The sequence below is a fragment of the Bacteroidia bacterium genome, assembly GCA_040880525.1.
In the GTDB taxonomy this organism is placed as follows: Bacteria; Bacteroidota; Bacteroidia; order CAILMK01; family JBBDIG01; genus JBBDIG01.
Genome location: JBBDIG010000037.1, coordinates 34228 through 57082, shown reverse-complemented (window position 1 = coordinate 57082; position 22855 = coordinate 34228). Strand labels below are relative to the sequence as shown.

The following is a 22855-nucleotide window of genomic DNA, read 5'->3' as shown; positions in this document are numbered from 1 at the left end:
TAATAATATAGGAAAACAACGAATGAAAACTTCTGCAATGCTCACGGGTTAACCTGGAAATAATACATTCCCCATGAAAGCAATTGTCCTGACTAAAAACGGTTCCCCGCAAGAAGCCTTTGAAATGAGGGAACTACCAATACCCGAACCTAAAGGAGGGGAGGTGCTGGTAAAATCTGAGGCATTCGGGCTGAACTTTGCCGATGTGCTGTCGCGGCAGGGGCTGTACCGCGATGCCCCAGAACTTCCGGCTACTATTGGTTATGAGGCTGTGGGCCGCATTGAAAAAACAGGAAGCGGCACTTCCCGTCTGAAGCCGGGGCAGCGCGTGGTAGCTTTTACGCTTTTCGGAGGCTACGGCCAGTATCTCTGCACAGGCGAGGAAGGCGTAGCGGCCATCCCTGAAGATATGGATGCAGGCGTGGCGGTGGCATTGGCCGCACAATATTGTACTGCTTGGTATGCCGCCTACGAAATGATGAACCTCTATCCGGGTGACAAAGTCCTGATCCATGCAGCAGCGGGCGGTGTGGGAACAGCCCTGGTACAGCTTTGCAAGCGGAAAGGCTGCATAATCTTCGGCACAGCAAGCCAGCCGCAGAAGCTGACTTTCTTGAAGGAGCAGGGTGTGGATTATCCGGTTAATTACAAGGAAAAAGATTTTGAGGAGGAAATAAAGCACATCCTGAACGGTGACAAACTGGACGTGGTGTTTGATTCTGTGGGTGGCAAAACGTTCAGGAAAAGCCGGGCGCTGCTGGGCGCAGGCGGCAGGATCGTAGGATATGGCGCATCTTCCCGCAGCGGTGGAAGCGATTTTTTCGGCAAGCTAAAACTGGTATTTGGCTACGGGTTTCTGCACCCGGCCATGATGCTGATGAAGTCGCAGTCCATTATAGGAGTGTATATGCTTCCCGTGGCCGAGCGGAAACCTGCAGTTTTACAACGCTGCCTTCAGGGTGTGGTGGACCTTGCGGCAAAAGGCGAAATATCGCCCCACGTTGGTGGCCGCTTTAAAGCCACCCAAATTGCGGAGGCGCACCAAATGCTGGAAAGCCGCAACTCCATGGGAAAGATCGTGGTGGAATGGTAGCCTCGGGCCATGTACCTCCGGGCAGAAGCCCGGAGAATTGTGGCGCTTTCATCATTTGGTTTTGCGAATCGTCCCACTGAAAGCAATTTTTATATCAGAACAATTTTGTGAATAAGTTCGCCATCGGCTGTTGTTACCTTTAATAGGTACGTTCCTCTTGGGATGTCAATTAGGTCCAGCAGCCGCATATCCTTTGGGAATTTTTTGAGTAGCCGCCCGTTCAGGTCCAATAGTGAAATATCCAGAATTTCAACCGGTTTATTCAATTTTAAATAAACCGTTCCCCCTGTAGGATTTGGGAAAATCTCAATTCCCTCAATTCCTGGCGCTACCAAACTTTGCGTGGATAGGCCGCCCCCATTGGTGGTTTTGATGATGATCCCGTCCTGGCCTACGGCAAATCCGGTCATTAAATCTGTGAAATAGACGGCATAAAAATTCTCGTTACCGAAGTTTTGTTTTATCCAGGTGTGGCCTGCATTGGTCGTGTTATAGATCTCTCCATACCAGCCCACCGCATATCCTGTATCCTTGCCTGGAAAATAAACGGAATTGATCTGAAACGAACCTGTAGAATCTCCCAGGTCAGTCCAGGTATCCGCACCATCTGAGGTTTTCCATAAGACGGCATTGTACCAGCCCCCGATATAGCCTGTATTGGCATCTGTAAAATAGCAGCTTTCCAAAATACTGAACGGAAAAACAGAGTCCTTTCCTCCTTCATAATAGATAGCAAGCGACCAGCTATCCCCTGCATTAGTTGTTTTTATTACACCCGATCTGAATACAGCATAACCGGTATCCACCGTAGGAAAATGAATGCTATTTAATTGAAAATCAGATGAAAGCCCGTGAGACAAAGCCACCTGGTTCCAGGCTGCGCCTCCGTCCGTGGATTTCAGAATGACAGGATCGGCAAACTCGCTGCCCACAATTAATCCTACCGTTTGACTGGCAAAGTATATATCATTAAACTGAAAATTGGAATCCTGAGCATTTAGGTTCCAGTTAGCACCTCCGTCCGTTGTTCTCAGGATCTTTCCCTTGTCTCCAACGGCCAGTCCAATATCATTATTAATAAAATGAACGGCATTAATGGCAGAAGTTACAGGGCAAGCCAGAGAATCCCAGGTTGTGCCTGCATTTGTGGTTTTTAAAATTGTACCGTTAATTCCGACAGCATACCCGGTTTCCGCGCTGGGAAAATGCACATCGTGAAGGGTATTGGTGGTTCCGGAGGTAAGTTCCTTCCACTGCGCATTGAGGCTCAGGGTGGAGGTCATAAGGACCATGAAGCTTATATGAAATATTTTGTTTTTCATGTTGTTTCGTTTTTTAGTACCGCCTGGCAGGCAGATGATGAGGATCAAAGGTGAGGAAGTACAGCCGGAGAATAGCTGTAAATTTTCTCCTTTTAATGGTATATATATTCTGTACCAATATGATTCATACAAAATGGTCAGGCTACCGGACTGTCATAATTGAAGCAATGGTAATGTCATGAAAAACCGTGGCGGCCTGGCGGAAGACCTGAAAATAACATTGCAAAGATTAAATTCGCTATTATTGCCACGCAAACACAAAAATCTATGGATTATGGAACAGATACTAGACCGTACGGATGAAACACTTTCAGGGGAGCAGGTGGAGTATGCAGGCTTTTGGATCAGAGTTGTGGCCTATATTATTGATGCGATTATTCTGGGTATTGTGAATGTTTCTCTCACTTGGGGGATGACAGGCACCTTCTATTCCACAGAAATGAACATTGGGCTGAGTAGTGTCACTTTTCTGATAAATCTTGTCTACTTCGCGGCAATGGAAAGTTCATCGTACCAGGGTACGCTCGGTAAAATTGCGATCAATGCAAAAGTAGTTGACGAAGCGGGCCAGCGGATTTCTTTTGCTAATGCATTGGGCCGTTATCTGTCCAAGATCATTTCGGCCATCATTCTGCTTATCGGCTTTATGATGGTAGGATGGGACGACCGCAAGCAAGGTCTTCACGATAAAATTGCCTCTACTTTTGTAATTTACAAATAATGGAAGTATTAATTATTTAAATTTTTTAAACATTAAAACAACTAATCAAAACAAACCTAATTATGAATAAAATACTGTCAGCGATCGTATTAGTTTTTGCAGCTTTAAATTTTGCGGCTGCTCAGCACATTACGGATGAAAAAGGCCGTACATATTACGATGAGGAAAAAACAAAACCGAAAGAGGTTTTCATTTATAAGGAGGTACATAGTTTTAGCTCTACCAATCCCAAAGAAATGACTACCACGCAGGTGAAGGACGGAGCCTATTTCCTCTACCGTGAAGATGATGGGTCATTGGAGGTGGAAGGCCATTACACGCAGGACAAGAAAAGTGGCGAATGGAAATATTATGATAAAGAGGGGAAAGTCATTAAAACGGAAAATTATAAGAATGGAGAATTAGTAGAGTAATTTTAAATTTAATAAAATTACCGGGTTCGTCATACCATAAATGTTTGGTGGCGGGCCCGGTGCTGTTTATTGTTTAAATGTGTTGCTTTAAATTATTAGAAAATTACACTTTTCGTTTGTATTAGAATTTTGAGTAATAAACATTTCCTTGAAAATCCTGATCATCCGCTTTAGCTCAATAGGTGATATCGTATTGACCACTCCAGTGATTCGTTGCCTCAGGAAGCAGTTTCCGGAAGCAGAGATCCATTACCTTACGAAAAGTGCCAATGCGCAATTGCTGCTGCACAATCCGTATCTCACAAAATTGCATTTGCTGAAGGAAAGTTTGCAGGAGGTGAATAAAGTGCTTGCAAAAGAGCGGTTTCATTATGTGGTGGATTTGCATAACAACCTGCGCTCTTTGCTGGTAAAAACAAGGCTGGGCCGCAGCAGTTTCAGTTTTAATAAATTGAATGCGGAAAAATGGATGCTTGTGAATTTAAAAGTAAACCGGCTGCCGCAACAGCATATTGTTGACCGCTATATGGAAACCGTGGAGATGCTGGGTGTGAAAAATGATGGTGAGGGCCTCGATTATTTTTTTCCGCCTGAAGGCCCGCCATCCCTGGATTTTTTGCCTGAATCATTTAAGCGGGGATTTCACGCTTTTGTAATTGGTGCGGGGCACGAGACGAAAAAATTGCCAAAAGAAAAGATTCTGGCGCTATGCGAACGAATTGAATATCCGGTAGTGCTGGTAGGCGGAAAGCAGGAAGAAGCCGCGGGTGCCTGGCTTCAGGAGCAGTTGCCGGAAAAGATCCTGAGCGTATGCGGGCAACTTTCGCTGCACGAGTCGGCTGCGGTGGTGAGGCAGGCCGAAAAGATTATTTCGCATGATACCGGCTATATGCACATTGCGGCTGCATTTTTCAAACCCATTCTATCCATCTGGGGAAATACGGTACCTGAGTTTGGGATGTATCCTTACTATCCCGGTGGTTCGGCTTTGCAAGAGCAACAGATGATGGCTGAAGTAAACGGCCTGGGTTGCCGGCCCTGCTCAAAAATCGGTTTCAGCCGCTGCCCGAAAGGACACTTTAAGTGCATGAGAGAGCAGGACGTGGGCGAAATGGCCAATTGGGTGAATCGCTGATAATGGGTTATTCGTAGCGCAAAGCTTCTATGGGATTTTCGCGGGCTGCCTTCAAGGCCGGAAGAAGCCCCGCAGTAATACCCACCACAAAACAAAGCAGAAATCCTGTGATCACCCAGACCCAGGGCACAATAAAACTTCCGCCAATGGCCATGGAAACGAAGTTGCCCAGCAGCAATCCCATTCCTATGCCCGCCAACCCGCCTACCTGGCCAATCACGATCGCCTCCATCAGAAATTGGTTGCGGATATCAGCGGTGGTGGCGCCAATAGCTTTGCGCGTTCCGATCTCTTTTGTGCGCTCTGTAACGGAGACCAGCATAATGTTCATCAACCCGATGACGGCACCGAGCAGCGTCATCAGGCCGATCACAAACGCTGCTACCTGCAAAAAGCTGAGATTTTCAGAGAGGCTGCGGGCCAGGCTGTCACTGCGGGTAATGGTAAAGTCGTTCTCCCTGCCCACGTTCAACCGCCTGATGATGCGGAAGATGCCCGTAGCCTCCTCCACTGCCATGTTTAGTTCGCCCTGATGGGCTACTGTCACCTTAATCTCATAGGTCTTGTTATTGTCAGGAAAGATAGGACGGGCGGCATTCACAGGAATGTAGGCATCTTTATCCAGCGTCATGCCCATTGTGCTGCCTTTTTCTTCGAGCACGCCCACGACCCGGAACCTGTAGCTGCCAATATTGATATTCTGCCCCAGGGCTTCGCGATTGCCAAAGAGTTGGTCGCGCAGGGCTTTTCCAATGATCACCAGGTTATTTCCATATTCGGTTTCGATCGCGGTAAAATTCCGGCCTTCTTTCACCTGCATCCCCGAGGCGGCAAGATAATTTTCGTCAATCGCTTTCACATTAATGTTGGGATTGGTCTTTTCATCAGGGGTTTTTAATATGGCCGAGCCGGTGGCATCGTAGGAAATGGAAACATTGCCTGAGAATTTGAAATGGTCGCGGAAGCGCTGAGCCTGGCGGTATTCGATGAGTTGCGCTGATCTTTGCCTGCCGTGGCCTCCCGAAATAAAAGTTTCGTAAAGGGGGGTGATAACGAATGAATTTGCGCCCATGTCTGAAAACTTACTCACGAGGTTGCTCTTCAGGCCTTCCAGCGCGGTGAGCATCCCGATGAGCGCCATAATTCCAAATGCAATGATACACATGGTAAGGATGGCCCGCAAGAGGTTCATCCTGATGGCGATAAATGCGATATTAATATTGTCCAGCAGTTTCTTCATGTCGGTATTTGCAGGAAGCAAGCACAGCGGCTGTAAACAGGAGGAGCGGCCGGGTATGGCAGGCTAACGCAGAAATGGTAATTTAGCCCCCGAAATTATGCAATGGCAACGGGAAGTATACCACCTTTTGTCGTTTCAGCCGTTCTGAACTTAGACAATAGAATAAAATAGCACATGGAATTTCTTGATCTCATGATGATACTGCTGCCTTCAGTGGTAGTATTTCTCACGGCTTTTTTCATACTGAAAAAATTTCTGGAAGCCGAATACAACCTGCGCAAGTTGGATATGAGGATGAAGCATGCGCAAACTACCTTGCCCATCCAGCTTCAGGCGTATGAACGGATGATCCTGCTGATGGAGCGCCTCACCCCGAACAATCTCATCTTCCGCACCAAGCAACCGGGAATGTCAGCCACAGATCTGCAGGTGGCACTGCTGGCCGAGATCCGTGCTGAATTTGACCATAACCTGTCGCAGCAATTGTACATATCTCAGGCAGGCTGGGAACACGTGAAGCAGGCAAAAGAAGAGGTCATTAAGCTCATTAATATTTCTTACAGCCACTTGCAAAATGAAGATGCCACAGCGCTGGAGCTAAGTAAGGTTATTTTCAATAATGTGATCAGTATCGAAGCGGTGCCCACGCAAAAAGCACTTGACCACCTGAAAAGGGAGGCGCAAAAGCTTTTTTAATGTTTAATTTTAATATTGGATTTTTTAAAAATTGCGGGTTTTGAAATCTTAAAAATTTAATTATATAATTATTTTAGAAAAAGATGATTTGATTCAATTCTCGCATCATTTCAGCGATGACACATGCAGAATAAAAATTCAGTATCAGCCAATAACCCTATTTTCATTCCTTTTAAAACCTTAGTAAACTGTAAATAGAAGTAACCCAACTTTATTATTTTCTGCCACGGGCCATCTCATCTGTTTCTGTTAAATAAGGTTGTATGAGGTAGGCGTTCCGAGGTTACTAAGGTTTATTCTGAAAATAAGGTTGGGCAGAATTCACTTAATAGAAGGCAGAGGGTTCCAAACCCTCAGATCGCTAACACCCACAGGTGGGCAAAGAATACCCTTCAATCAAAGATTACATTATTATTTTTGAGCGCAAACAATTAAGGTTCTGAGAATAACATCCTCCCCTTGCAGTTGCACAGGCGGTTCTTCCAGTTCAGCAGCACTCACCACCTCCAGCTTGTTCTGAGATAACAATTGCACCAGCTCCGGTTCTGCGTATAATTCAAATCCCCATTTAACAAAAGGAAAGTTTTCCATTAAAGATTTTGGCCTTACAGAAATATATAGCCGGCCTCCGGGTTTTAAGACCTTCCATATTTGCGAAAGTGCAAGAGATACGTCATCCCAGAAATAAATGCAATTCACTGCAAATACTTTATTAAATTGTGCTTCGGCAAAAGGTAGATTGAATACGCTGGCAACATGAAATTCAGCTTTTTCCTCGTTTATCAATTTTGCATTATGCCTGCTTGCCTCCTCCACCATTTTCCCGGAAAAGTCGCAGCCGGTATAATGAATTTCATCGCTGAAGGCAAATATATCCTTTACGAATAATCCGTTTCCCATACCGATCTCAAGAATGTTATCTCCGGCTGAAACCTCCAGCGCATCAATGGTAAAATGGTTTTGGTGGAAATTTGATTTATTCATTTCATTGCTCACCTCCACTCCAAATTCTCCCTGTGGCTGCCTCAGTTGTCCCGCCAGCATTCGCAGTGTGTTTTCATCCATCTTTTCAGTCATAGTTTTAATTATTTAATGTTGATAAAGCGTGAATATTCCATTTATTGATCATTCTGATCCTTTGGTTTCGGAAAATTATTTCCTGACAATCTAAGGTTCTTTCGTTCGATGCCAAACACCACTGCCACGAAGATGGCCAGGAATCCGGTATTAATGATCAGCATCCAAATATTCAGGCCCTCCCTCACAAATCCGGCTGAGAAAACAATCTGCGAAATACCCAGCGAAATGAAAAAGAGCAGCAAAGCAAAAGCTACATAAGCCAGAATTGTAAATACCGGATAGGGCACGGGATAGAATCTTTGGCCGAGGAAATATCCGGCAATGGCCATTGAGCCATAGGCCGCCAGCGTGGCCCAGGCAGCCGCCATATATCCGATCACGGGAATGAGCGAAATATTCAGCCCCAGCGTAATGATTGCGCCCATCACGGAGATTAAGGCACCGTAACGCGTGCGGTCTGTGGCCTTATACCAGATGCTGAGAATGTAATACATGCCTAAAAAGAGATTGGCCAGCAAGAGGATGGGAACGATCACCAACCCTGACCGGTAATCCGGACCAATGATGAATTTGGCGATATCTATATAAAGTACCACCACCAGGAATATAAAGCAACCAAGGATGGCGAAATAGCGCATCACCTTAGCATAGGTCTGCTGCGCGTCCTGCTCTTTAAATTGCGCGAAAAAGAACGGTTCTGCACCCATCCTGAAAGATTGGATGGCAAGCGTCATAAAAATAGAAAGTTTATAGCAGGCACCGTAAATACCGAGCTGGGCAAGCCGGTATTCGGTATCGCCCGGCAACAGGTATTTGAGGAGTATCCGGTCAATCGTCTCGTTGATCATTCCTGCAAAACCCACGATTACCAAAGGACTGCAGTAAATAAGCATTTTCCGCAGCAACGGAAGGTCTATCCATGCGCGGAGCCGGCTGATCTCTTTCCAGAGCATCGGTAGCGTAAATGCACTGGCCAATAGGTGGGAGAGAAATACATAGCCCACCCCGGTTTCAGGATTATAAACAGCATTGATAAAGGGATGTAATGCAGACCAGGCGGAAGACGCAAGTATGGCGGGGCAGGCTATCAGGAAGAACAGGTTAAAGCCTATGTTGATCAGGATATTGGAAATTTTGATCAGGGCAAATTTCTTTGGCCTTGCATCCTTACGCAGTTGTGCAAAAGGAACCGTTGCCAAAGTATCAAAGGCGAGGGTGAGCGCGATATACTGGAAAAATTCAGGATGCTGCGGATAGGATAGCGTAGTGGCAATATTAGGTGCCAGGAGAAAAATGATCCCTGAAAACAGGCCGCTGAGAATGAGCAGCGAATTAAAGGAAGTACTGAAAACTTTACGGCTGTCGCTTTCGCGGTTGCTGAAATGGAAGAACCCGGTTTCCATTCCGTAAGTATAGATCACCAAAAGGAAAGTGACGTAAGCATATAGTTCCGTTACAACGCCATATTCATCAGGAGTGAAAATAGCATAAGTGTAGAGCGGAACAAGCAGGTAATTGAGCATCCGCCCGATAATGCTGCTGAGGCCATAAATTGCCGTCTGCCCTGCCAGTGATTTGAGTTTGCTCATGTATCGCGGTAAATGGTCGCTCTGCTGGTTTTATAAGATTTGCGAAACTAAAACATTAACGGAAGCATAAAATGTATGTCATTGAACGGGGTCTCACAAATTAAGAGGAACAGGTAACTTATTTTTGCGCTCTTTTTGAAATTTTAATGGTTTAGAAATGAATAGTGCTGATATAAATATAACGTTGCCGGATGGCAGTCAGCGGCAATATCCCTCCGGAACCAGCGGCCGGCAGATCGCTGAAAGCATCAGCAGCGGCCTGGCGAGAAATGCACTGGCTGTGGAGGTTGATGATCAGATCAGGGAACTGAACCGCCCGCTCCACAAGGATGCAAAGGTGAGCATCCTTACCTGGGAAACGGATGGCGGAAAGAATGCATTCTGGCATTCCTCAGCTCACCTGCTTGCCGAAGCACTGGAATCGTTATATCCCGGTATCCGGTTCGGTATAGGCCCTCCAATTGACCGCGGTTTTTACTATGACGTTGATCCTGGAGATCGTACCATCAACGAAGAAGATTTGCCAAAGATTGAAGCCAGGATGATTGAACTCGCGCGCCAAAAGAATGAATTTTTGCGCAGGGAAGTGAGCAAGCAGGAAGCGCTGGAATATTTTACCGAAAAAGGTGATGAATATAAATTGGAGCTAATCAGGGATCTTCCGGATGGAGAGATCAGTTTTTATACCCAGGGAAATTTTACGGATCTCTGCCGTGGGGGCCATATTCCGGACACGGGCCTCATCAAAGCCGTTAAACTGCTGAGCATAGCCGGAGCCTATTGGCGCGGGGATGAATCGCGCAAGCAGCTTACGCGGATCTATGGCGTATCCTTTCCCAAGCAAAAAATGCTTGAAGAGCACCTGGCCATGCTGGAGGAAGCCAAAAAACGCGATCATCGCAGGCTGGGGAAGGAACTGGAGCTTTTTGCTTTTTCTGATAAGGTGGGCCCCGGGTTACCGCTTTGGTTGCCCAAAGGCGTGATCGTACGCGAGCAACTTGAAAAATTCCTGAAAAATGAGCAGCGCAAACGTGGTTATCAACCCGTGATCAGTCCCCATATCGGAAAGAAGGATCTGTATGTAACATCAGGCCACTATGCTAAATATGGTAAAGACAGTTACCAGCCTATTCATACACCCGATGATAAGGAAGAATACCTGCTCAAGCCGATGAATTGCCCGCATCATTGCGAGATCTATAAAACACTACCCAGATCGTATAAAGATCTGCCGGTCCGGCTGTCAGAGTTTGGAACCGTATATCGCTATGAACAGTCTGGAGAGCTGAATGGGTTGGTGCGGGTTCGTGGATTTACACAAGATGATGCCCACATTTTTTGTGCAGCGGAGCAGCTCAAGGATGAGTTTAAAGATGTAATAGACATCACGATGCTGGTGCTGAAGAAGTTGAGCTTCGATGAATTTACAGCGCAGATATCTCTTCGTGATCTGACAAATAAGGAAAAATACATTGGGGCTGATGATGCCTGGGATAAAGCAGAACAGGCCATTATTGAAGCGGCTGCAGAATCAGGATTGGAAACCAAACAGGTGGCTGGCGAAGCAGCCTTTTACGGCCCAAAGCTGGACTTTATGGTGAAAGATGCGCTGGGCCGGCCCTGGCAGCTCGGTACTATCCAGGTTGACTATAATCTGCCGGAGCGGTTTGAACTGGAATATATCGGAAATGATAACCAGAAGCACCGGCCGGTGATGATCCACCGGGCTCCTTTTGGAAGCATGGAGCGTTTAATGGGTGTTTTCCTGGAACATACCGGTGGAGACTTCCCGCTTTGGCTTGCACCTGTTCAGGTAAGCATTTTACCCATAAGCGATAAGTACCTGGCGTATGCTGAAAAAGTTTCTCAGATGCTAAATAATTCCGATCTTCGCACCCTTATTGACGACCGGGCCGAAAAGATCGGAAAAAAGATCAGGGATTCGGAAGTTAAAAAATCACCTTACATGCTGATCCTGGGCGAGAAAGAAGAAAATGCAAATACTGTTTCCGCCCGTAAACATAAAGAAGGTGATATTGGTACATTTAATATAGATGAATTTGTGAGCCGTCTCCTTTCGGAGATCGGCAATTAGGTTTAAACCAATTTTTCAAAAAAGGAGGAAGTCATAGCAAGAGATTACAGAGGCAACAGGCGTGAGGATAGTAAATTCAACTATCTGATAAACGAAGAGATCAGAGCACCTGAAGTAAGGGTGGTAGGTGATAATGTTGACGAGGGTATTTACCAGATTCGGGAGGCACTGCACATGGCGGAGCAACAGGAACTTGACCTTGTTCAGATTTTTGCCAAGAGCGTACCTCCTGTTTGCAAAGTGATTGATTACCGCAAGTTCATTTACGAACAAAAGAAAAAACAGAAAGAGCTTAAAGCTAAAAGTGCCAAAACGGTTTTAAAGGAAATTCGATTTGGCCCTAATACCGATGACCATGATTTTCAGTTTAAACTGAATCATGCAAAGAAGTTTCTTGAAGAAGGAGCAAAGGTGAAAGCGTTTGTGCATTTTAAAGGGCGTACAATCGTTCATCAGGATAGAGGAAAATTGCTCCTCCTCAAATTTGCTCAGGAACTTGACGATCTTGGAAAAGTAGAACAACTCCCGGCACTTGAAGGTAAAAGGATGATCATGTTCCTTACCCCAAGAGGGAATAATTAAAAAAAGTAGAAATGCCTAAAATGAAAACACATTCCGGAGCGAAGAAAAGATTCAAGCTTACGGCTTCCGGTAAAATTAAGCGAAAGCACGCATTCAAAAGCCACATCCTGACTAAGAAAGAAACCAAGCAAAAGCGTAATCTTACGCAAAGTACCCTGGTTCATAAGACGGATGAAAAGCGCGTGAAGCGGATGCTCGTCATTTAATCTATAACTGTTACCTGCTGGCAGTACAGAGACTCCAGCGGTTTTTATTTTTTTTAACATTCAATTCCTAAACACTTATCAGTTATGCCTCGTGCTACTAATAACGTTGCCTCCAGGGCCCGCAGGAAGAAAATCCTGAAAAATGCAAAGGGCTACTTTGGGCGGAGAAAGAATGTGTATACGGTTGCCAAGAACGCTGTAGAGCGGGCATGGCAATACGCGTACACAGGCCGTAAACAAAAAAAGAGAAAATTCAGAGCGCTGTGGATTCAGCGTATCAATGCGGCCTCCCGTCAACACGGACTTTCTTACTCTCAGCTCATGGGTGCTTTGCACAAGAACAATATTGACATCAACAGGAAAGTGCTGGCCCACCTGGCAACAGAGAATCCTGACGCCTTTAAGGCTATTGTTGATAAAGTCAAATAAAAATATTGTTTGATGTTTAATTAAAAAAGGAGGCCCAGGTCTCCTTTTTTATTTTGGTAAAACGATGAAAATGAAAAAGATCAGGAAAACGGGGAGCAAACTCATTCATGATGGTTTTCTGCAAATAGAGAAGCAATACTTTACGAGTGAAGGCGATGAAAGTTTTGACCGCGAAGTGATAACAAGGCAGGACGCTGCCGGCATTGTTCTTTATAATCAATCAAGGAAAACCGTAGTGCTGGTGAGGCAGTTTCGTGCACCAGTGCTTGGGCAGGATGATCCTTACGTGCTGGAAATACCGGCCGGCCTTTTAGAGAAAGATGAGGAACCGGAAAAGACCATAATTCGCGAAACATTGGAGGAGACCGGGTACCAGATCCACAAGCCCAGGCTGATCCAAACATTTTATACCTCCGTTGGCTATACCACAGAACGATGTCATATCTACTATGCCGGAGTAACGGATGACGACAAAACCGGTAAAGGCGGGGGAGTAGCCGAAGAAACCGAGTATCTTGAAATCGTGGAAATGCCCGTAAGTGAAGTGATGCAACTTCTGGATGAGGGCAAAATATCAGACGGAAAAACCATTGTTGCGCTTTGGTGGTTTCGCTGGAATATCATGAACCCCTGATCTTCGCTAACGCTGCGGAATCTTTATCTTTGGGCTTCATACCGTTTAACAAAAACAAAAGTTATGGCCATATCAGCACCTTTTAATTTTACGAAATGGATTGATGAGCACCGGGATATTCTGAAACCTCCGGTAGGAAATGCACAAGTCTATAAGGATGTGAAGGATTTTATCGTAATGGTGGTTGGCGGCCCGAATGCGCGCAAGGATTATCATTACAATGAAAGCGAGGAATTCTTTTATCAGATTGAAGGGGACATTTCTGTTGGAATTATTGAAAACGGAAAACCACGCGAAGTGCAAATAAAGGAAGGAGATATTTTCCTGCTTCCGGCCAAAGTTCCTCATGCACCCAAGCGACCGGCCAATACCATTGGATTGGTCATAGAGAAAGTACGATCAGGAGGAGAGATTGATGGATTTTTATGGTTCTGCGAAAACTGTGGTAATAAACTCTATGAGGAATATTTCGAGATGACCGACATCGTTAAGCAGTTGCCGCCCATTATGAAGCGCTTTTATTCCTCGGAAGCACTGCGCACATGTGAGAATTGTGGAACTGTAATGCAACCACCTGCTCAGCCAAAAACAGAAACTGCAGACTGATCGTATTTACTTTTCGCGAAAACTCCCGGTTTGGTTCCGGACCGGTTTATAATATTATTGCTGCCTATGCCCCAGGATAATGACATCTTCAAAATTGACATCCACACACACATTTTACCGGAGAAATGGCCGGACCTGAGAGAACGTTATGGTTATGGCGGATTTATCAGGCTGGAGCACCATAAACCTTGCTGCGCCCGCATGATGATGGATGATAAATTTTTCCGGGAAATAGAGAGCAACTGCTGGGACCCGGTGACCAGGATGCATGAGTGCGACAATCACAAAGTAAATGTCCAGGTCTTGAGCACGGTTCCGGTGATGTTCGCTTATTGGGCTAAGCCACAACATGCCCATGATCTTTCTATGATGCTGAACGATCACATAGCCGGGATCGTCCGGGATTATCCAGATCGCTTTTTAGGATTGGGAAGCCTGCCGCTGCAGGATCCTGAATTATCCGTAAAAGAACTGGAGCGCTGCGTTACTGAACTGGGATTACCAGGCGTTCAGATCGGTACCCACGTGAACCAGTGGAATCTGAATGCGCCAGAATTATTTCCAGTCTTTGAAGCAGCCGCTGATTTGGGCGCAGCAGTGTTTGTTCACCCCTGGGATATGATGGGCAAAGAGGAGATGAACCGCTACTGGCTGCCCTGGCTCGTAGGGATGCCGGCCGAGACCTCCCGCTCTATTTGCTCTGTGATTTTTGGTGGAGTACTGGAAAGGTTGCCGGAACTGCGGATGGCTTTTGCACATGGAGGAGGTGCTTTTCCATCCACTGTGGGGCGTGTGGAGCACGGGTTCAAGGTACGTCCGGACTTATGTGCTATTGACAATGACGTAAATCCCCGCAGCTACCTCGGCAAAATTTACTTTGACAGTTTGGTTCACGATGACATGATGCTGGAGTACCTCGTAACGCTTGCTGGCAGGGAATGCGTGGCCCTGGGATCTGATTATCCTTTTCCGCTGGGCGAGCACCACCCCGGCTCTTTGATCAGCAGTAGCAAATTCGACCGTGGAACAAAGGAATGGCTGCTTCATAAATCTGCTGCAAAATGGTTGGGCCTGAGCCGGGAGCAGCTAAAAAAGATCGGCCTTTCAGCCGCTGTCAGTGCATAAAAAAACCCGGCTGCCGAATGACATAACCGGGTTTTGCGCTAAGAAATTGGCTTCCCTTTTCTACACATTATGACGATTCAGTTTTTGCTTGAGTTCTTTTCTCGCAAAATGAATCCGGCTTTTGATGGTTCCAATCGGCAGTTCAAACTCCTCTGCAATCTCCTGGTATTTAAACCCGCGGTAGTGCATTAAGAATGGAATTTTGATTTCCGGATTCATTGACGCAAAAGCGTGGTCAAGATCCGTCATGGAAAGATTGGTCTCAGCATCGTTCGGGATAGCTGAACTTGAGGAATTAAGATAGTAGAGGTTATCTGATGAATCTACAAAAGTCTTTCGCTTCGTTTTTTTCCGGTATTCATTGATGAATATGTTTTTCATAATGGTGTAAAGCCATGCTTTGAGATTTGTACCGTCCTGGAATTTATCCTGGCTGCTGAGTGCGCGCAGCATGGTTTCCTGCAAGAGGTCGTTCGCGTCTTCTGCATCCTTGGTGAGCGCCATTGCTATTGGCTTTAAGACTTTGGAAGAATCAATTAGTGCGGAATTAAATTGTGATGCTTTCATGTCAGTCAGTATTTTGTTGGGTGAAAGGGTAAGTGTTTTTCATTAAATACGTAGGCAAAGATACTGACGTTTTGGAAATATCCAAATTTATCTGCGTATTTTTTTAAAAATTTATATAAAAAGTACGTAAAAAATACGAACCTTATTGAAAATCACGCTGATAAAATACGTAAGGGCAAGGCATAAAAAAAGCCTCCGTATGGGAGGCTCTCGTAAGTATAAGTACTGTGTATATAGAAGTGGGCTACACGGCAAAACTTTCACCACAACCACAGGTTCGTGTCGCATTCGGGTTTATAAACTGAAAACCCTTTCCGTTCAACCCATCACTAAAGTCGAGTTCAGTTCCAAAAAGGTAGAGAAAGCTCTTGGTATCCACCACCACCTTCACATTTTTGTCCTCAAAGGTCTGGTCTCCTTCCTGCATTTTATTATCAAATTCAAGCTTATAGGTTAATCCTGAACACCCTCCGCCTGCTACTCCTACACGTACAAAATAACTGGTATCGTGTCCTTCTTCGGTTCTAAGCTTTTCGAGCCTGTCTTTCGCCTTGTCTGTTATAGTTATCATCTTTTCTGATCTTAGAGAAATGCAAATTTAAAAAATGCCTGCCGGCCTGAGTCTTAATATAAGAAAAGATTCAAATTTTATACCCTAACCCCACTATCCACGAACAACGAGAATCGGATCCTCCGGAAACTCAATCCTTCAATCCTTCAATCATTGAACAAACGAACATAATCTACCGGCTTTTACTTTCTGAGAGAAACATATTGAGATGGCAGGAAACAGTATCGGACATTTATTCAGGATCACTACCTATGGTGAAAGTCATGGAACAGCCATAGGCGCAGTGATTGACGGCTGTCCCGCAGGACTTGAGATTGATGAAATCTTTATACAAGCCGAAATGCAGCGCAGGAAGCCCGGCCAGTCTCACCTTACAACGCAGCGAAAGGAGGAAGATACCGTTGAAATCATCTCCGGGGTATATGAAGGTATTTCGACCGGTACGCCCATTCATTTAATGATAAAGAATAAGGATCAGCGCAGCAAAGATTACAGTGCGCTCAAGGATGTATACCGGCCATCTCATGCGGATTATACGTTCGATCAAAAATTTGGAATCCGCGACCACAGGGGTGGAGGAAGGGCGTCAGCCAGGGAAACAGCGGCCCGCGTTGCTGCGGGGGCCATTGCAAAGTTGCTGCTGCGGTATTACCAAATTACGGTCACCGGATTTGTAGAGCAGGTAGGAACAGTGGGAATGGCAAAAACCTATACAGAACTTGACCTTTCGGAGGCAGAGAAAAATCTTGTGCGGTGCCCGGATGCAGAGGTAGCTGCCGTTATGATCGCGGAAATAGAGAAGGCCAGGAAATCCGGGGACAGCCTGGGCGGCATCATCAGTTGCGTGATCCGGAACGCCCCGGCAGGACTTGGTGAACCCGTATTTGATAAGCTTCATTCGGATCTGGCAAAAGCTGTGATGAGCATAAATGCCACGAGAGGATTTGAAATAGGTGCCGGGTTTCATGCAGCATCCATGAAGGGCTCGCAGCATAATGATCGTTTTGTAGCAACTGAAGGAAGCATTACCACTGAAACCAATCGTTCAGGCGGCATTCAGGGCGGCATCAGCAACGGGGAGGATATTCTTTTTCGGGTAGCTTTTAAGCCGGTAGCCACCATCGCAATGTCACAGCAAACAGTAGATAAGGAAGGCCGCGAGGTGCAGGTGGAGGGGAAAGGCCGTCATGATCCTTGCGTAGTGCCCAGGGCCGTTCCGATTGTAGAAGGGATGGCTGCCATCGTTCTTGCGGATCACCTGCTTTTATCACGAAACAACCGGCTATGAACCGGCAAAGCTGTTATTCCGGAACTCAACTTTTGGCTACCACTCAAAGTAGCTCATCTTAAACACATTACCTTCCACCTTGCAAAGAAAGCCGCTTCTCACGGTGTTCTCATCAGGATCAATCTCCATTTCCCGCGCATAGAGGATCTCCCGGAATGCCAGCTCATTTGAGAAATAGTACGAATTATTATAGTGATGCTTCGCGGAGATCTGAAATGCTGCGGCCTTCAAAGTATGAAAATGTGTGCTTTGATCATATTGAGGAATAAGAATATATCCGGTCATTGCCTTGTCCAACGAATATTCCTTATCCATTTTACCCTCGTGCAGCACGAAATACTTTACCGTATCCTGGCCTACAAATACCTGATATACCTTATCATCCTGCGCGAATGAAGGAAAACAGCAGACGAGGAAAAGAATAACTGAAAGAAGGATTTTCAAAATGGAGGAGAATGTTTAGGCTTGCAGGTTTGATCAACCAATTTATTTTGGATGCTTCTGCAAGGCGATGAATGGCAAAAACAATACAATATACTTTATTAAAACAATGGCATTATATACCCTGACCGCATTTGCCGGCAATAAATCCTGTGGTCCATGCTGCCTGGAAGTTGAAACCGCCCGTGATGCCGTCTATATCCATTACTTCTCCGGCAAAGTATAATCCTGGACACTTGCGGCTCTGCATCGTAGCCGGAGAAATATCCTGCAGGCTCACTCCGCCACAGGTTACGAATTCTTCCTTAAAAGTGGTTTTTCCGGAAGCGCAATACAGGTCGTTGGTCAAAACATTGATCAAGCGGTTCAGTGCTTTCTTCCCCAGTTCGCCCCATGTCTTTTGTAAAGGGATCCCGGTTTTTTGCAGCAAATACAGCCAAAGACGCGTTGGCAGTTGAAAAGGATTTTTATTGCCGACCTGTCTTTTGGAGAACGTTGGCTTTTCCACCTCCAGATGTTGGCGGAGCAAATGTTCAGTAGCCGTATCCAGCCAGTTTACCTGCACGTGGAAGCGATAATCCATGTCATGGAGGATTCTGGCGCCAAAAGCCGAAAGCCGCAAAATGGCCGGGCCGCTCATTCCCCAATGGGTGATGAGCAGCGGTCCGCTGGATTGCAGCTTTGTGCCTTGAATGCGCACATTCACAGGTTCCGCCACCACGCCCATTAGTTCGGTGATCGCCTCTCCCGGCATATTGAAGGTAAAGAGCGATGGAACAGGCGGCTCAATCTGATGCCCTGATTCCCGCAGCCATTCCAGCCCCTCCGTTTTTGGAGAACCTCCGGAAGCCACGATCACTTTATCAAATGCCAATTGATCGCCTCTGGAAAAATGGAGGAAGAATTTATCTCCTGCTTTCTCCAGCTTCGTAACCTTATGGTGCAACTTCAGACTGATATTTAGATTATGAAGCGCGTTGAAAAGGCAATCCACAATGGTTTGCGAGCTGTTCGAGATGGGGAACATCCTTCCATCCGGTTCCGATTTCAGCTTTACCCCGCGCTCCGCGTACCATGCGATCGTATCAGCCGTACTGAATTGATGGAAAGCTTTCTTCAGGAATTTTTCTCCTCGCGGATAGCTCTTAGAAAGCTGGGCTATCTCGTGGCAGTCGTGCGCCACGTTGCACCGTCCGCCACCGCTTACTTTCACCTTTTGCAGCACCTTGCCCGTAGCTTCAAAAAGCGCTACTTCTGCTCCGGTATGATGTGTCCTGGCCGAAATAGCTGCAAAAAATCCTGCGGCTCCGCCACCTATAACCGCTATTTTCAAATCAGTGTGATTTTATCGATCATCAGTTTTGGGGCAAAGTAAAACTGACCTGTTCATTAAATTTCATCCGGTTTAAATTCTTCTTTAAAATTTAAATACTACTTTTAAAAACTCAATTTTAAACACCTGATAACATGCCCTCCTACAACGACTTGCGGCCTTCAACTGATGAAAAGAAAGCGGAATATGCTCAGGTCTTCCCGTCTTTGACCGATACTGAAAGAAAACGGATCATTTCCCGATTGCTGCCGCTGCGGAGTGAACTTACATCTGCTATTCCTTCCAAAAGAACAGATGACAACCTTTTGCTAGCTACGTGGAATCTCAAGGAATTTGGTTTCTACACAGATCGTCTGGCAGAATCCTATTATTATATCGCTGAGATCATCAGCCGGTTCGACCTTGTGGCAATACAGGAGGTGAAGCGTGGCTTGCGCGATCTTGACATTCTTATGCGCCTTTTGGGAACCGATTGGAAGTATATTATTACTGATGTAACGGAAGGCGTGGATGGCAACCGGGAACGATTTGCTTATGTATATGATTCCAGGCGGGTGCAGCCTTCCGGCCTGTCTGGTGAACTCGTGCTCTGGGAGGAACTTACGGCCTCTTCCGGCATCAAACAGTTGAAGCGCACTCCGGCTATCACAGGCTTTATAGCAGGCTGGAAGGAATTTGCGATCGTGAACGTTCACCTCTGCCCGGGTCCCGGACCGCAGGATCGAGAATACCGGCAGGAAGAAGTGAGGCTGCTGCTTCAGGCCATTCATGAAAAATATGTGAAAGGCCATTTATGGAATGAAAACCTCCTCTTGCTGGGAGATACCAATCTGTACCGAAGTGACAGCGATACGGTGGCACTATTCAGCGATAATCAATTCCGGGAATCTTCCGGGTTGGCGGGCAAGTTTACCAACGTGAGCAATACTGAAATTTATGACCGTATATTTCTCAGGGTCAATGAATTTTTCAGGCTGAAAAGCACTGACAATGTAGAATCCGGAAATGTACTCAGCTTTTTCGATCATGTATTTACGGAAAATGAACGCGCTGCTTATCACGCTATTATGCGGGAGCATAAAACCAATCCAGCCACATTGAAAGAGGATAAGCACTATAAAAGTTATTATCACCGCTACTGGAAGCGGAATCAGATTTCAGATCATAATCCTGTTTGGATTGAGATAGAAATAAATTCCTCTGATGATTTTCTCAAAAAGAAGCTCCAAGCACTGAAGGATCATTAAACCTGGGAGGGCTGCAAAGTAGTCTGCCATTTATAAATTCAGGAAAGAACCCATTGCTTATTGTGGCGGTCTCTGCCTTATTTTCGCGCAATGAAATGTAATACCCTTCTACAATCCTGTTTCTTTTTCGTACTTCTTTATATAGCCCTTCCCGTCCATGCCCAGCAGACTGGTGAAATACGTGGGTTTGTGTATGACCAGAGCAATGGCGAGCCTATTATTTTTACGAATGTTTACCTGCGCGAAAACGGTATGGGTTCCGCTACGGATGTTAATGGCTTTTATAGCATTACCAAAGTGCCTCCCGGAGATTATTCCCTCGTAGTGAAATATGTTGGTTATGATTCCACAGTAATGAACATCACCGTGGAGCCGGGCAAAATATTGAATCAAAATATTTATCTGGAGCCCGGAGCTTTTCAGCTACAGACGGTAGAGATAACAGAGAAAGGCAGTGAGAAACAGGCTGAGACGGGGGTGAGCGTAAAAAAAGTGCAGCCGGTGGAGATTCAGCGAATTCCCTCTGTGGGGGGCGAGCCGGATCTTGCGCAGTATCTGCAGGTGCTGCCAGGTGTCATATTCACGGGCGATCAGGGCGGCCAGATCTATATTCGCGGGGGTTCACCTATACAGAACAAGGTGCTTATGGATGGCATGACCATTTACAATCCATTCCACAGCATAGGGTTCTTTTCCGTCTTTGATGTAGACGTAGTGCGTAATATTGATGTGTATACCGGAGGTTTCGGAGCCGAATATGGCGGACGCATTTCCGCGATCATGGATATTACCACCCGCGATGGAAACAAAAAGGAACTTAGCGGTAAAGTTTCCGCCAGTCCTTTTGTGGCAAAGCTCCTAGTGGAAGGGCCCCTTAAGAAATTCAAAGCTGGAGAAACCAGTTCGTCCCTGCTCTTTACTTCCCGCGCCTCTTATCTGAAAGAATCAGCGCCTATCTTTTATAACTATGCTGACAGCAATGGGCTGCCATATAATTTCCTGGACTTTTACGGAAAATATTCATGGACAGCGCCCGGAGGTACGCAGTTCAACCTGTTTGGTTTTAATCATAATGATCGGGTAACTTTTGATGCCACCACCTACAATTGGAAATCGTCAGGAGGCGGGACCAGATTCCTTGTGGTGCCCTCGCTTTCATCCACTGTGATCTCCGGAAATTTTGCGTACTCTGATTATGCAATGGAGCAATCGCAGCCTGACGAACAGCCGCGATACAGCTTCATTTCCGGCTTTGAGTCAGGATTGGATTTTTCCTATTACCCTGGGAATAATGAGATAAAATATGGTTTTGATATTTCGGGATTTAAAACGGATTTTGAGTTTTATAATGCAGCCAACAGAAGAATAAACCAAACGGATTATACCACCGAGATAGCCGGATTTATAACCTACCGGGCCGTACTCGAAAAATGGGTTATTCAGCCGGGGCTAAGGATGCATTATTATAGTTCGCTTCAGGAAATGTCGCCAGAACCGAGGTTGGCACTCAAATACAACCTTACGGAAGATGTGCGATTTAAAATGGCGGCAGGACTTTATTCGCAAAACTTTCTGAGCGCCCAAAGCGACCGCGATGTGGTGAACCTCTTTTACGGTTTCTTATCAGGACCTGAAGATCTGCCAGACTATTATAAAGGAGAAGAAGTAACCAGCCGCCTTCAAAAGGCCAGGCATGTAGTTTTTGGAATTGAATTCGATTTGGCAAAATATCATGAATTTAATATCGAAACTTATTTAAAAAATTTCAACCAGCTTACCAATATTAACCGGGATAAGATCTTTGATGATTCAAAGGAATTTGAGGATGAACCGGATTATTTGCGGGAAGATTTTATTGTAGAAACAGGAGACGCTTATGGAATTGATTTTCAATATAGTTATGACCGGAAGCCGTGGTATCTGTGGGTAGTTTACAGCTTAGGATACGTAGATCGGGACGATGGGCGCAAAACCTATCATCCCCATTGGGACAGACGCCACAGTGCTAATATCGTAACCAGCTATCTTTTTGGAAAAGACCAGACATGGGAAGTTTCAGCCCGGTGGAATTTCGGAACCGGATTTCCATTTACAAAAACGCAGGGTTTTTATGAATTACTCGATTTTCAACAAAATGGTATTTACACTGACTATACCCGCGAAAACGGTTCACTGGGCATCGTGTATGCCGGCTTGAACGAAGGCCGGTTGCCGGTTTATCACCGCCTGGACCTCTCTGCATCTAAAAAGTTTGAGTTTAAAAATAAAGATAAACTGCAGCTCACGCTGAGTATTATTAACGCATACAATCAGGAAAACATCTTTTTCTTTGACAGGGTAAAGTATCAGCGCATTAATCAATTGCCAATCCTTCCGAGTATTGGAGCTTCCTACTCTTTTTAATTAACCGGTTCTACTTGAAAATAAAACCAAATGGTTCTA

At 45.7% G+C, this 22855-nt stretch carries 23 protein-coding genes; 15 read left to right on the top strand and 8 right to left on the bottom strand.

The features are described 5' to 3' along the window. Positions 1 to 73 precede the first annotated feature (73 nt). A complete protein-coding gene (locus tag WD077_10650) occupies positions 74 to 1093 on the top strand; it encodes a zinc-binding dehydrogenase (GenBank protein MEX0967689.1) in 1020 nt (339 codons plus the stop codon). Positions 1094 to 1182: 89 nt separating this feature from the next. Here WD077_10650 and WD077_10645 read toward each other — a convergent pair whose 3' ends face one another. Next, positions 1183 to 2415, bottom strand: coding sequence for a YCF48-related protein (locus tag WD077_10645; protein MEX0967688.1), 1233 nt, complete (start codon positions 2413 to 2415; stop codon positions 1183 to 1185). Between the two features lie 274 nt (positions 2416 to 2689). Between WD077_10645 and WD077_10640 the strand changes: the two genes are divergently transcribed. From WD077_10640 to WD077_10630, 3 genes are all read left to right on the top strand, one after another. Then, entirely contained in the window at positions 2690 to 3136 is a 447-nt protein-coding gene (locus tag WD077_10640) for an RDD family protein (protein ID MEX0967687.1), read from the top strand. 62 nt (positions 3137 to 3198) lie between these two features. Beyond that, positions 3199 to 3549 (top strand): hypothetical protein, encoded by a 351-nt coding sequence (locus WD077_10635; GenBank protein ID MEX0967686.1) that lies wholly within the window; start codon positions 3199 to 3201, stop codon positions 3547 to 3549. Positions 3550 to 3697: 148 nt separating this feature from the next. Next, positions 3698 to 4684, top strand: coding sequence for a glycosyltransferase family 9 protein (locus WD077_10630; protein ID MEX0967685.1), 987 nt, complete (start codon positions 3698 to 3700; stop codon positions 4682 to 4684). A gap of 7 nt (positions 4685 to 4691) precedes the next feature. Here WD077_10630 and WD077_10625 read toward each other — a convergent pair whose 3' ends face one another. Beyond that, a complete protein-coding gene (locus WD077_10625; protein ID MEX0967684.1) occupies positions 4692 to 5924 on the bottom strand; it encodes an ABC transporter permease in 1233 nt (410 codons plus the stop codon). Positions 5925 to 6098: 174 nt separating this feature from the next. Between WD077_10625 and WD077_10620 the strand changes: the two genes are divergently transcribed. Beyond that, positions 6099 to 6620 (top strand): hypothetical protein, encoded by a 522-nt coding sequence (locus WD077_10620; protein MEX0967683.1) that lies wholly within the window; start codon positions 6099 to 6101, stop codon positions 6618 to 6620. 411 nt (positions 6621 to 7031) lie between these two features. Here WD077_10620 and WD077_10615 read toward each other — a convergent pair whose 3' ends face one another. Together WD077_10615 and WD077_10610 are read right to left on the bottom strand one after the other, a co-directional pair. Further along, positions 7032 to 7697, bottom strand: coding sequence for a class I SAM-dependent methyltransferase (locus tag WD077_10615; protein MEX0967682.1), 666 nt, complete (start codon positions 7695 to 7697; stop codon positions 7032 to 7034). Positions 7698 to 7738: 41 nt separating this feature from the next. Continuing rightward, positions 7739 to 9289 (bottom strand): oligosaccharide flippase family protein, encoded by a 1551-nt coding sequence (locus WD077_10610; protein ID MEX0967681.1) that lies wholly within the window; start codon positions 9287 to 9289, stop codon positions 7739 to 7741. A 157-nt stretch (positions 9290 to 9446) separates the two neighbouring features. Between WD077_10610 and thrS the strand changes: the two genes are divergently transcribed. The 7 genes from thrS (at position 9447) to WD077_10575 (ending at position 14966) form a co-directional block, all read left to right on the top strand. Continuing rightward, positions 9447 to 11384, top strand: a complete 1938-nt coding sequence (gene thrS, locus WD077_10605; protein MEX0967680.1) for a threonine--tRNA ligase — start codon at positions 9447 to 9449, stop codon at positions 11382 to 11384. A gap of 33 nt (positions 11385 to 11417) precedes the next feature. Beyond that, positions 11418 to 11966: a translation initiation factor IF-3 gene (infC, locus tag WD077_10600; protein ID MEX0967679.1), complete on the top strand. Its 549-nt coding sequence runs from the start codon at positions 11418 to 11420 to the stop codon at positions 11964 to 11966. 11 nt (positions 11967 to 11977) lie between these two features. After that, on the top strand, positions 11978 to 12172 hold the full coding sequence (gene rpmI, locus WD077_10595; GenBank protein MEX0967678.1) for a 50S ribosomal protein L35: 195 nt from the start codon (positions 11978 to 11980) through the stop codon (positions 12170 to 12172). An 84-nt stretch (positions 12173 to 12256) separates the two neighbouring features. Further along, entirely contained in the window at positions 12257 to 12601 is a 345-nt protein-coding gene (gene rplT / locus WD077_10590; protein MEX0967677.1) for a 50S ribosomal protein L20, read from the top strand. 70 nt (positions 12602 to 12671) lie between these two features. Continuing rightward, a complete protein-coding gene (locus WD077_10585) occupies positions 12672 to 13235 on the top strand; it encodes an NUDIX hydrolase (protein ID MEX0967676.1) in 564 nt (187 codons plus the stop codon). Between the two features lie 63 nt (positions 13236 to 13298). Next, positions 13299 to 13841 (top strand): 3-hydroxyanthranilate 3,4-dioxygenase, encoded by a 543-nt coding sequence (locus tag WD077_10580; protein ID MEX0967675.1) that lies wholly within the window; start codon positions 13299 to 13301, stop codon positions 13839 to 13841. A gap of 66 nt (positions 13842 to 13907) precedes the next feature. Beyond that, positions 13908 to 14966 (top strand): amidohydrolase family protein, encoded by a 1059-nt coding sequence (locus WD077_10575; GenBank protein MEX0967674.1) that lies wholly within the window; start codon positions 13908 to 13910, stop codon positions 14964 to 14966. Positions 14967 to 15026: 60 nt separating this feature from the next. Here the strand turns inward: WD077_10575 and WD077_10570 are convergent, their stop codons facing one another. Beyond that, a complete protein-coding gene (locus WD077_10570; protein MEX0967673.1) occupies positions 15027 to 15533 on the bottom strand; it encodes an RNA polymerase sigma factor in 507 nt (168 codons plus the stop codon). A 244-nt stretch (positions 15534 to 15777) separates the two neighbouring features. Then, entirely contained in the window at positions 15778 to 16104 is a 327-nt protein-coding gene (locus tag WD077_10565; GenBank protein ID MEX0967672.1) for an iron-sulfur cluster assembly accessory protein, read from the bottom strand. Positions 16105 to 16312: 208 nt separating this feature from the next. On the opposite strand from WD077_10565, the gene aroC reads away from it, so the two are divergent. Beyond that, complete coding sequence (gene aroC / locus WD077_10560) at positions 16313 to 17392, top strand: chorismate synthase (protein ID MEX0967671.1); 1080 nt, start codon at positions 16313 to 16315, stop codon at positions 17390 to 17392. Between the two features lie 36 nt (positions 17393 to 17428). On the opposite strand, the gene WD077_10555 is transcribed toward aroC, so the two are convergent. Together WD077_10555 and WD077_10550 are read right to left on the bottom strand one after the other, a co-directional pair. Beyond that, complete coding sequence (locus WD077_10555) at positions 17429 to 17836, bottom strand: hypothetical protein (protein MEX0967670.1); 408 nt, start codon at positions 17834 to 17836, stop codon at positions 17429 to 17431. Positions 17837 to 17948: 112 nt separating this feature from the next. Then, entirely contained in the window at positions 17949 to 19166 is a 1218-nt protein-coding gene (locus tag WD077_10550) for an NAD(P)/FAD-dependent oxidoreductase (protein MEX0967669.1), read from the bottom strand. 134 nt (positions 19167 to 19300) lie between these two features. On the opposite strand from WD077_10550, the gene WD077_10545 reads away from it, so the two are divergent. Together WD077_10545 and WD077_10540 are read left to right on the top strand one after the other, a co-directional pair. Then, positions 19301 to 20413, top strand: a complete 1113-nt coding sequence (locus WD077_10545) for an endonuclease/exonuclease/phosphatase family protein (GenBank protein MEX0967668.1) — start codon at positions 19301 to 19303, stop codon at positions 20411 to 20413. A gap of 90 nt (positions 20414 to 20503) precedes the next feature. Next, on the top strand, positions 20504 to 22816 hold the full coding sequence (locus WD077_10540) for a TonB-dependent receptor (GenBank protein MEX0967667.1): 2313 nt from the start codon (positions 20504 to 20506) through the stop codon (positions 22814 to 22816). Positions 22817 to 22855 lie beyond the last annotated feature (39 nt).

Bases quoted from the DNA above. Each gene is read 5' to 3' on its own strand.
- WD077_10650 (MEX0967689.1), top strand. From the start codon at position 74: ATGAAAGCAATTGTCCTGACTAAAAACGGTTCCCCGCAAGAAGCCTTT.
- WD077_10635 (MEX0967686.1), top strand. From the start codon at position 3,199: ATGAATAAAATACTGTCAGCGATCGTATTAGTTTTTGCAGCTTTAAAT.
- WD077_10610 (MEX0967681.1), bottom strand. From the start codon at position 9,289: ATGAGCAAACTCAAATCACTGGCAGGGCAGACGGCAATTTATGGCCTC.
- WD077_10570 (MEX0967673.1), bottom strand. From the start codon at position 15,533: ATGAAAGCATCACAATTTAATTCCGCACTAATTGATTCTTCCAAAGTC.
- WD077_10645 (MEX0967688.1), bottom strand. From the start codon at position 2,415: ATGAAAAACAAAATATTTCATATAAGCTTCATGGTCCTTATGACCTCC.
- WD077_10640 (MEX0967687.1), top strand. From the start codon at position 2,690: ATGGAACAGATACTAGACCGTACGGATGAAACACTTTCAGGGGAGCAG.
- rplT (MEX0967677.1), top strand. From the start codon at position 12,257: ATGCCTCGTGCTACTAATAACGTTGCCTCCAGGGCCCGCAGGAAGAAA.
- WD077_10625 (MEX0967684.1), bottom strand. From the start codon at position 5,924: ATGAAGAAACTGCTGGACAATATTAATATCGCATTTATCGCCATCAGG.
- thrS (MEX0967680.1), top strand. From the start codon at position 9,447: ATGAATAGTGCTGATATAAATATAACGTTGCCGGATGGCAGTCAGCGG.
- rpmI (MEX0967678.1), top strand. From the start codon at position 11,978: ATGCCTAAAATGAAAACACATTCCGGAGCGAAGAAAAGATTCAAGCTT.
- WD077_10615 (MEX0967682.1), bottom strand. From the start codon at position 7,697: ATGACTGAAAAGATGGATGAAAACACACTGCGAATGCTGGCGGGACAA.
- WD077_10585 (MEX0967676.1), top strand. From the start codon at position 12,672: ATGAAAAAGATCAGGAAAACGGGGAGCAAACTCATTCATGATGGTTTT.
- WD077_10575 (MEX0967674.1), top strand. From the start codon at position 13,908: ATGCCCCAGGATAATGACATCTTCAAAATTGACATCCACACACACATT.
- aroC (MEX0967671.1), top strand. From the start codon at position 16,313: ATGGCAGGAAACAGTATCGGACATTTATTCAGGATCACTACCTATGGT.
- WD077_10620 (MEX0967683.1), top strand. From the start codon at position 6,099: ATGGAATTTCTTGATCTCATGATGATACTGCTGCCTTCAGTGGTAGTA.
- WD077_10580 (MEX0967675.1), top strand. From the start codon at position 13,299: ATGGCCATATCAGCACCTTTTAATTTTACGAAATGGATTGATGAGCAC.
- WD077_10545 (MEX0967668.1), top strand. From the start codon at position 19,301: ATGCCCTCCTACAACGACTTGCGGCCTTCAACTGATGAAAAGAAAGCG.
- WD077_10540 (MEX0967667.1), top strand. From the start codon at position 20,504: ATGAAATGTAATACCCTTCTACAATCCTGTTTCTTTTTCGTACTTCTT.
- WD077_10565 (MEX0967672.1), bottom strand. From the start codon at position 16,104: ATGATAACTATAACAGACAAGGCGAAAGACAGGCTCGAAAAGCTTAGA.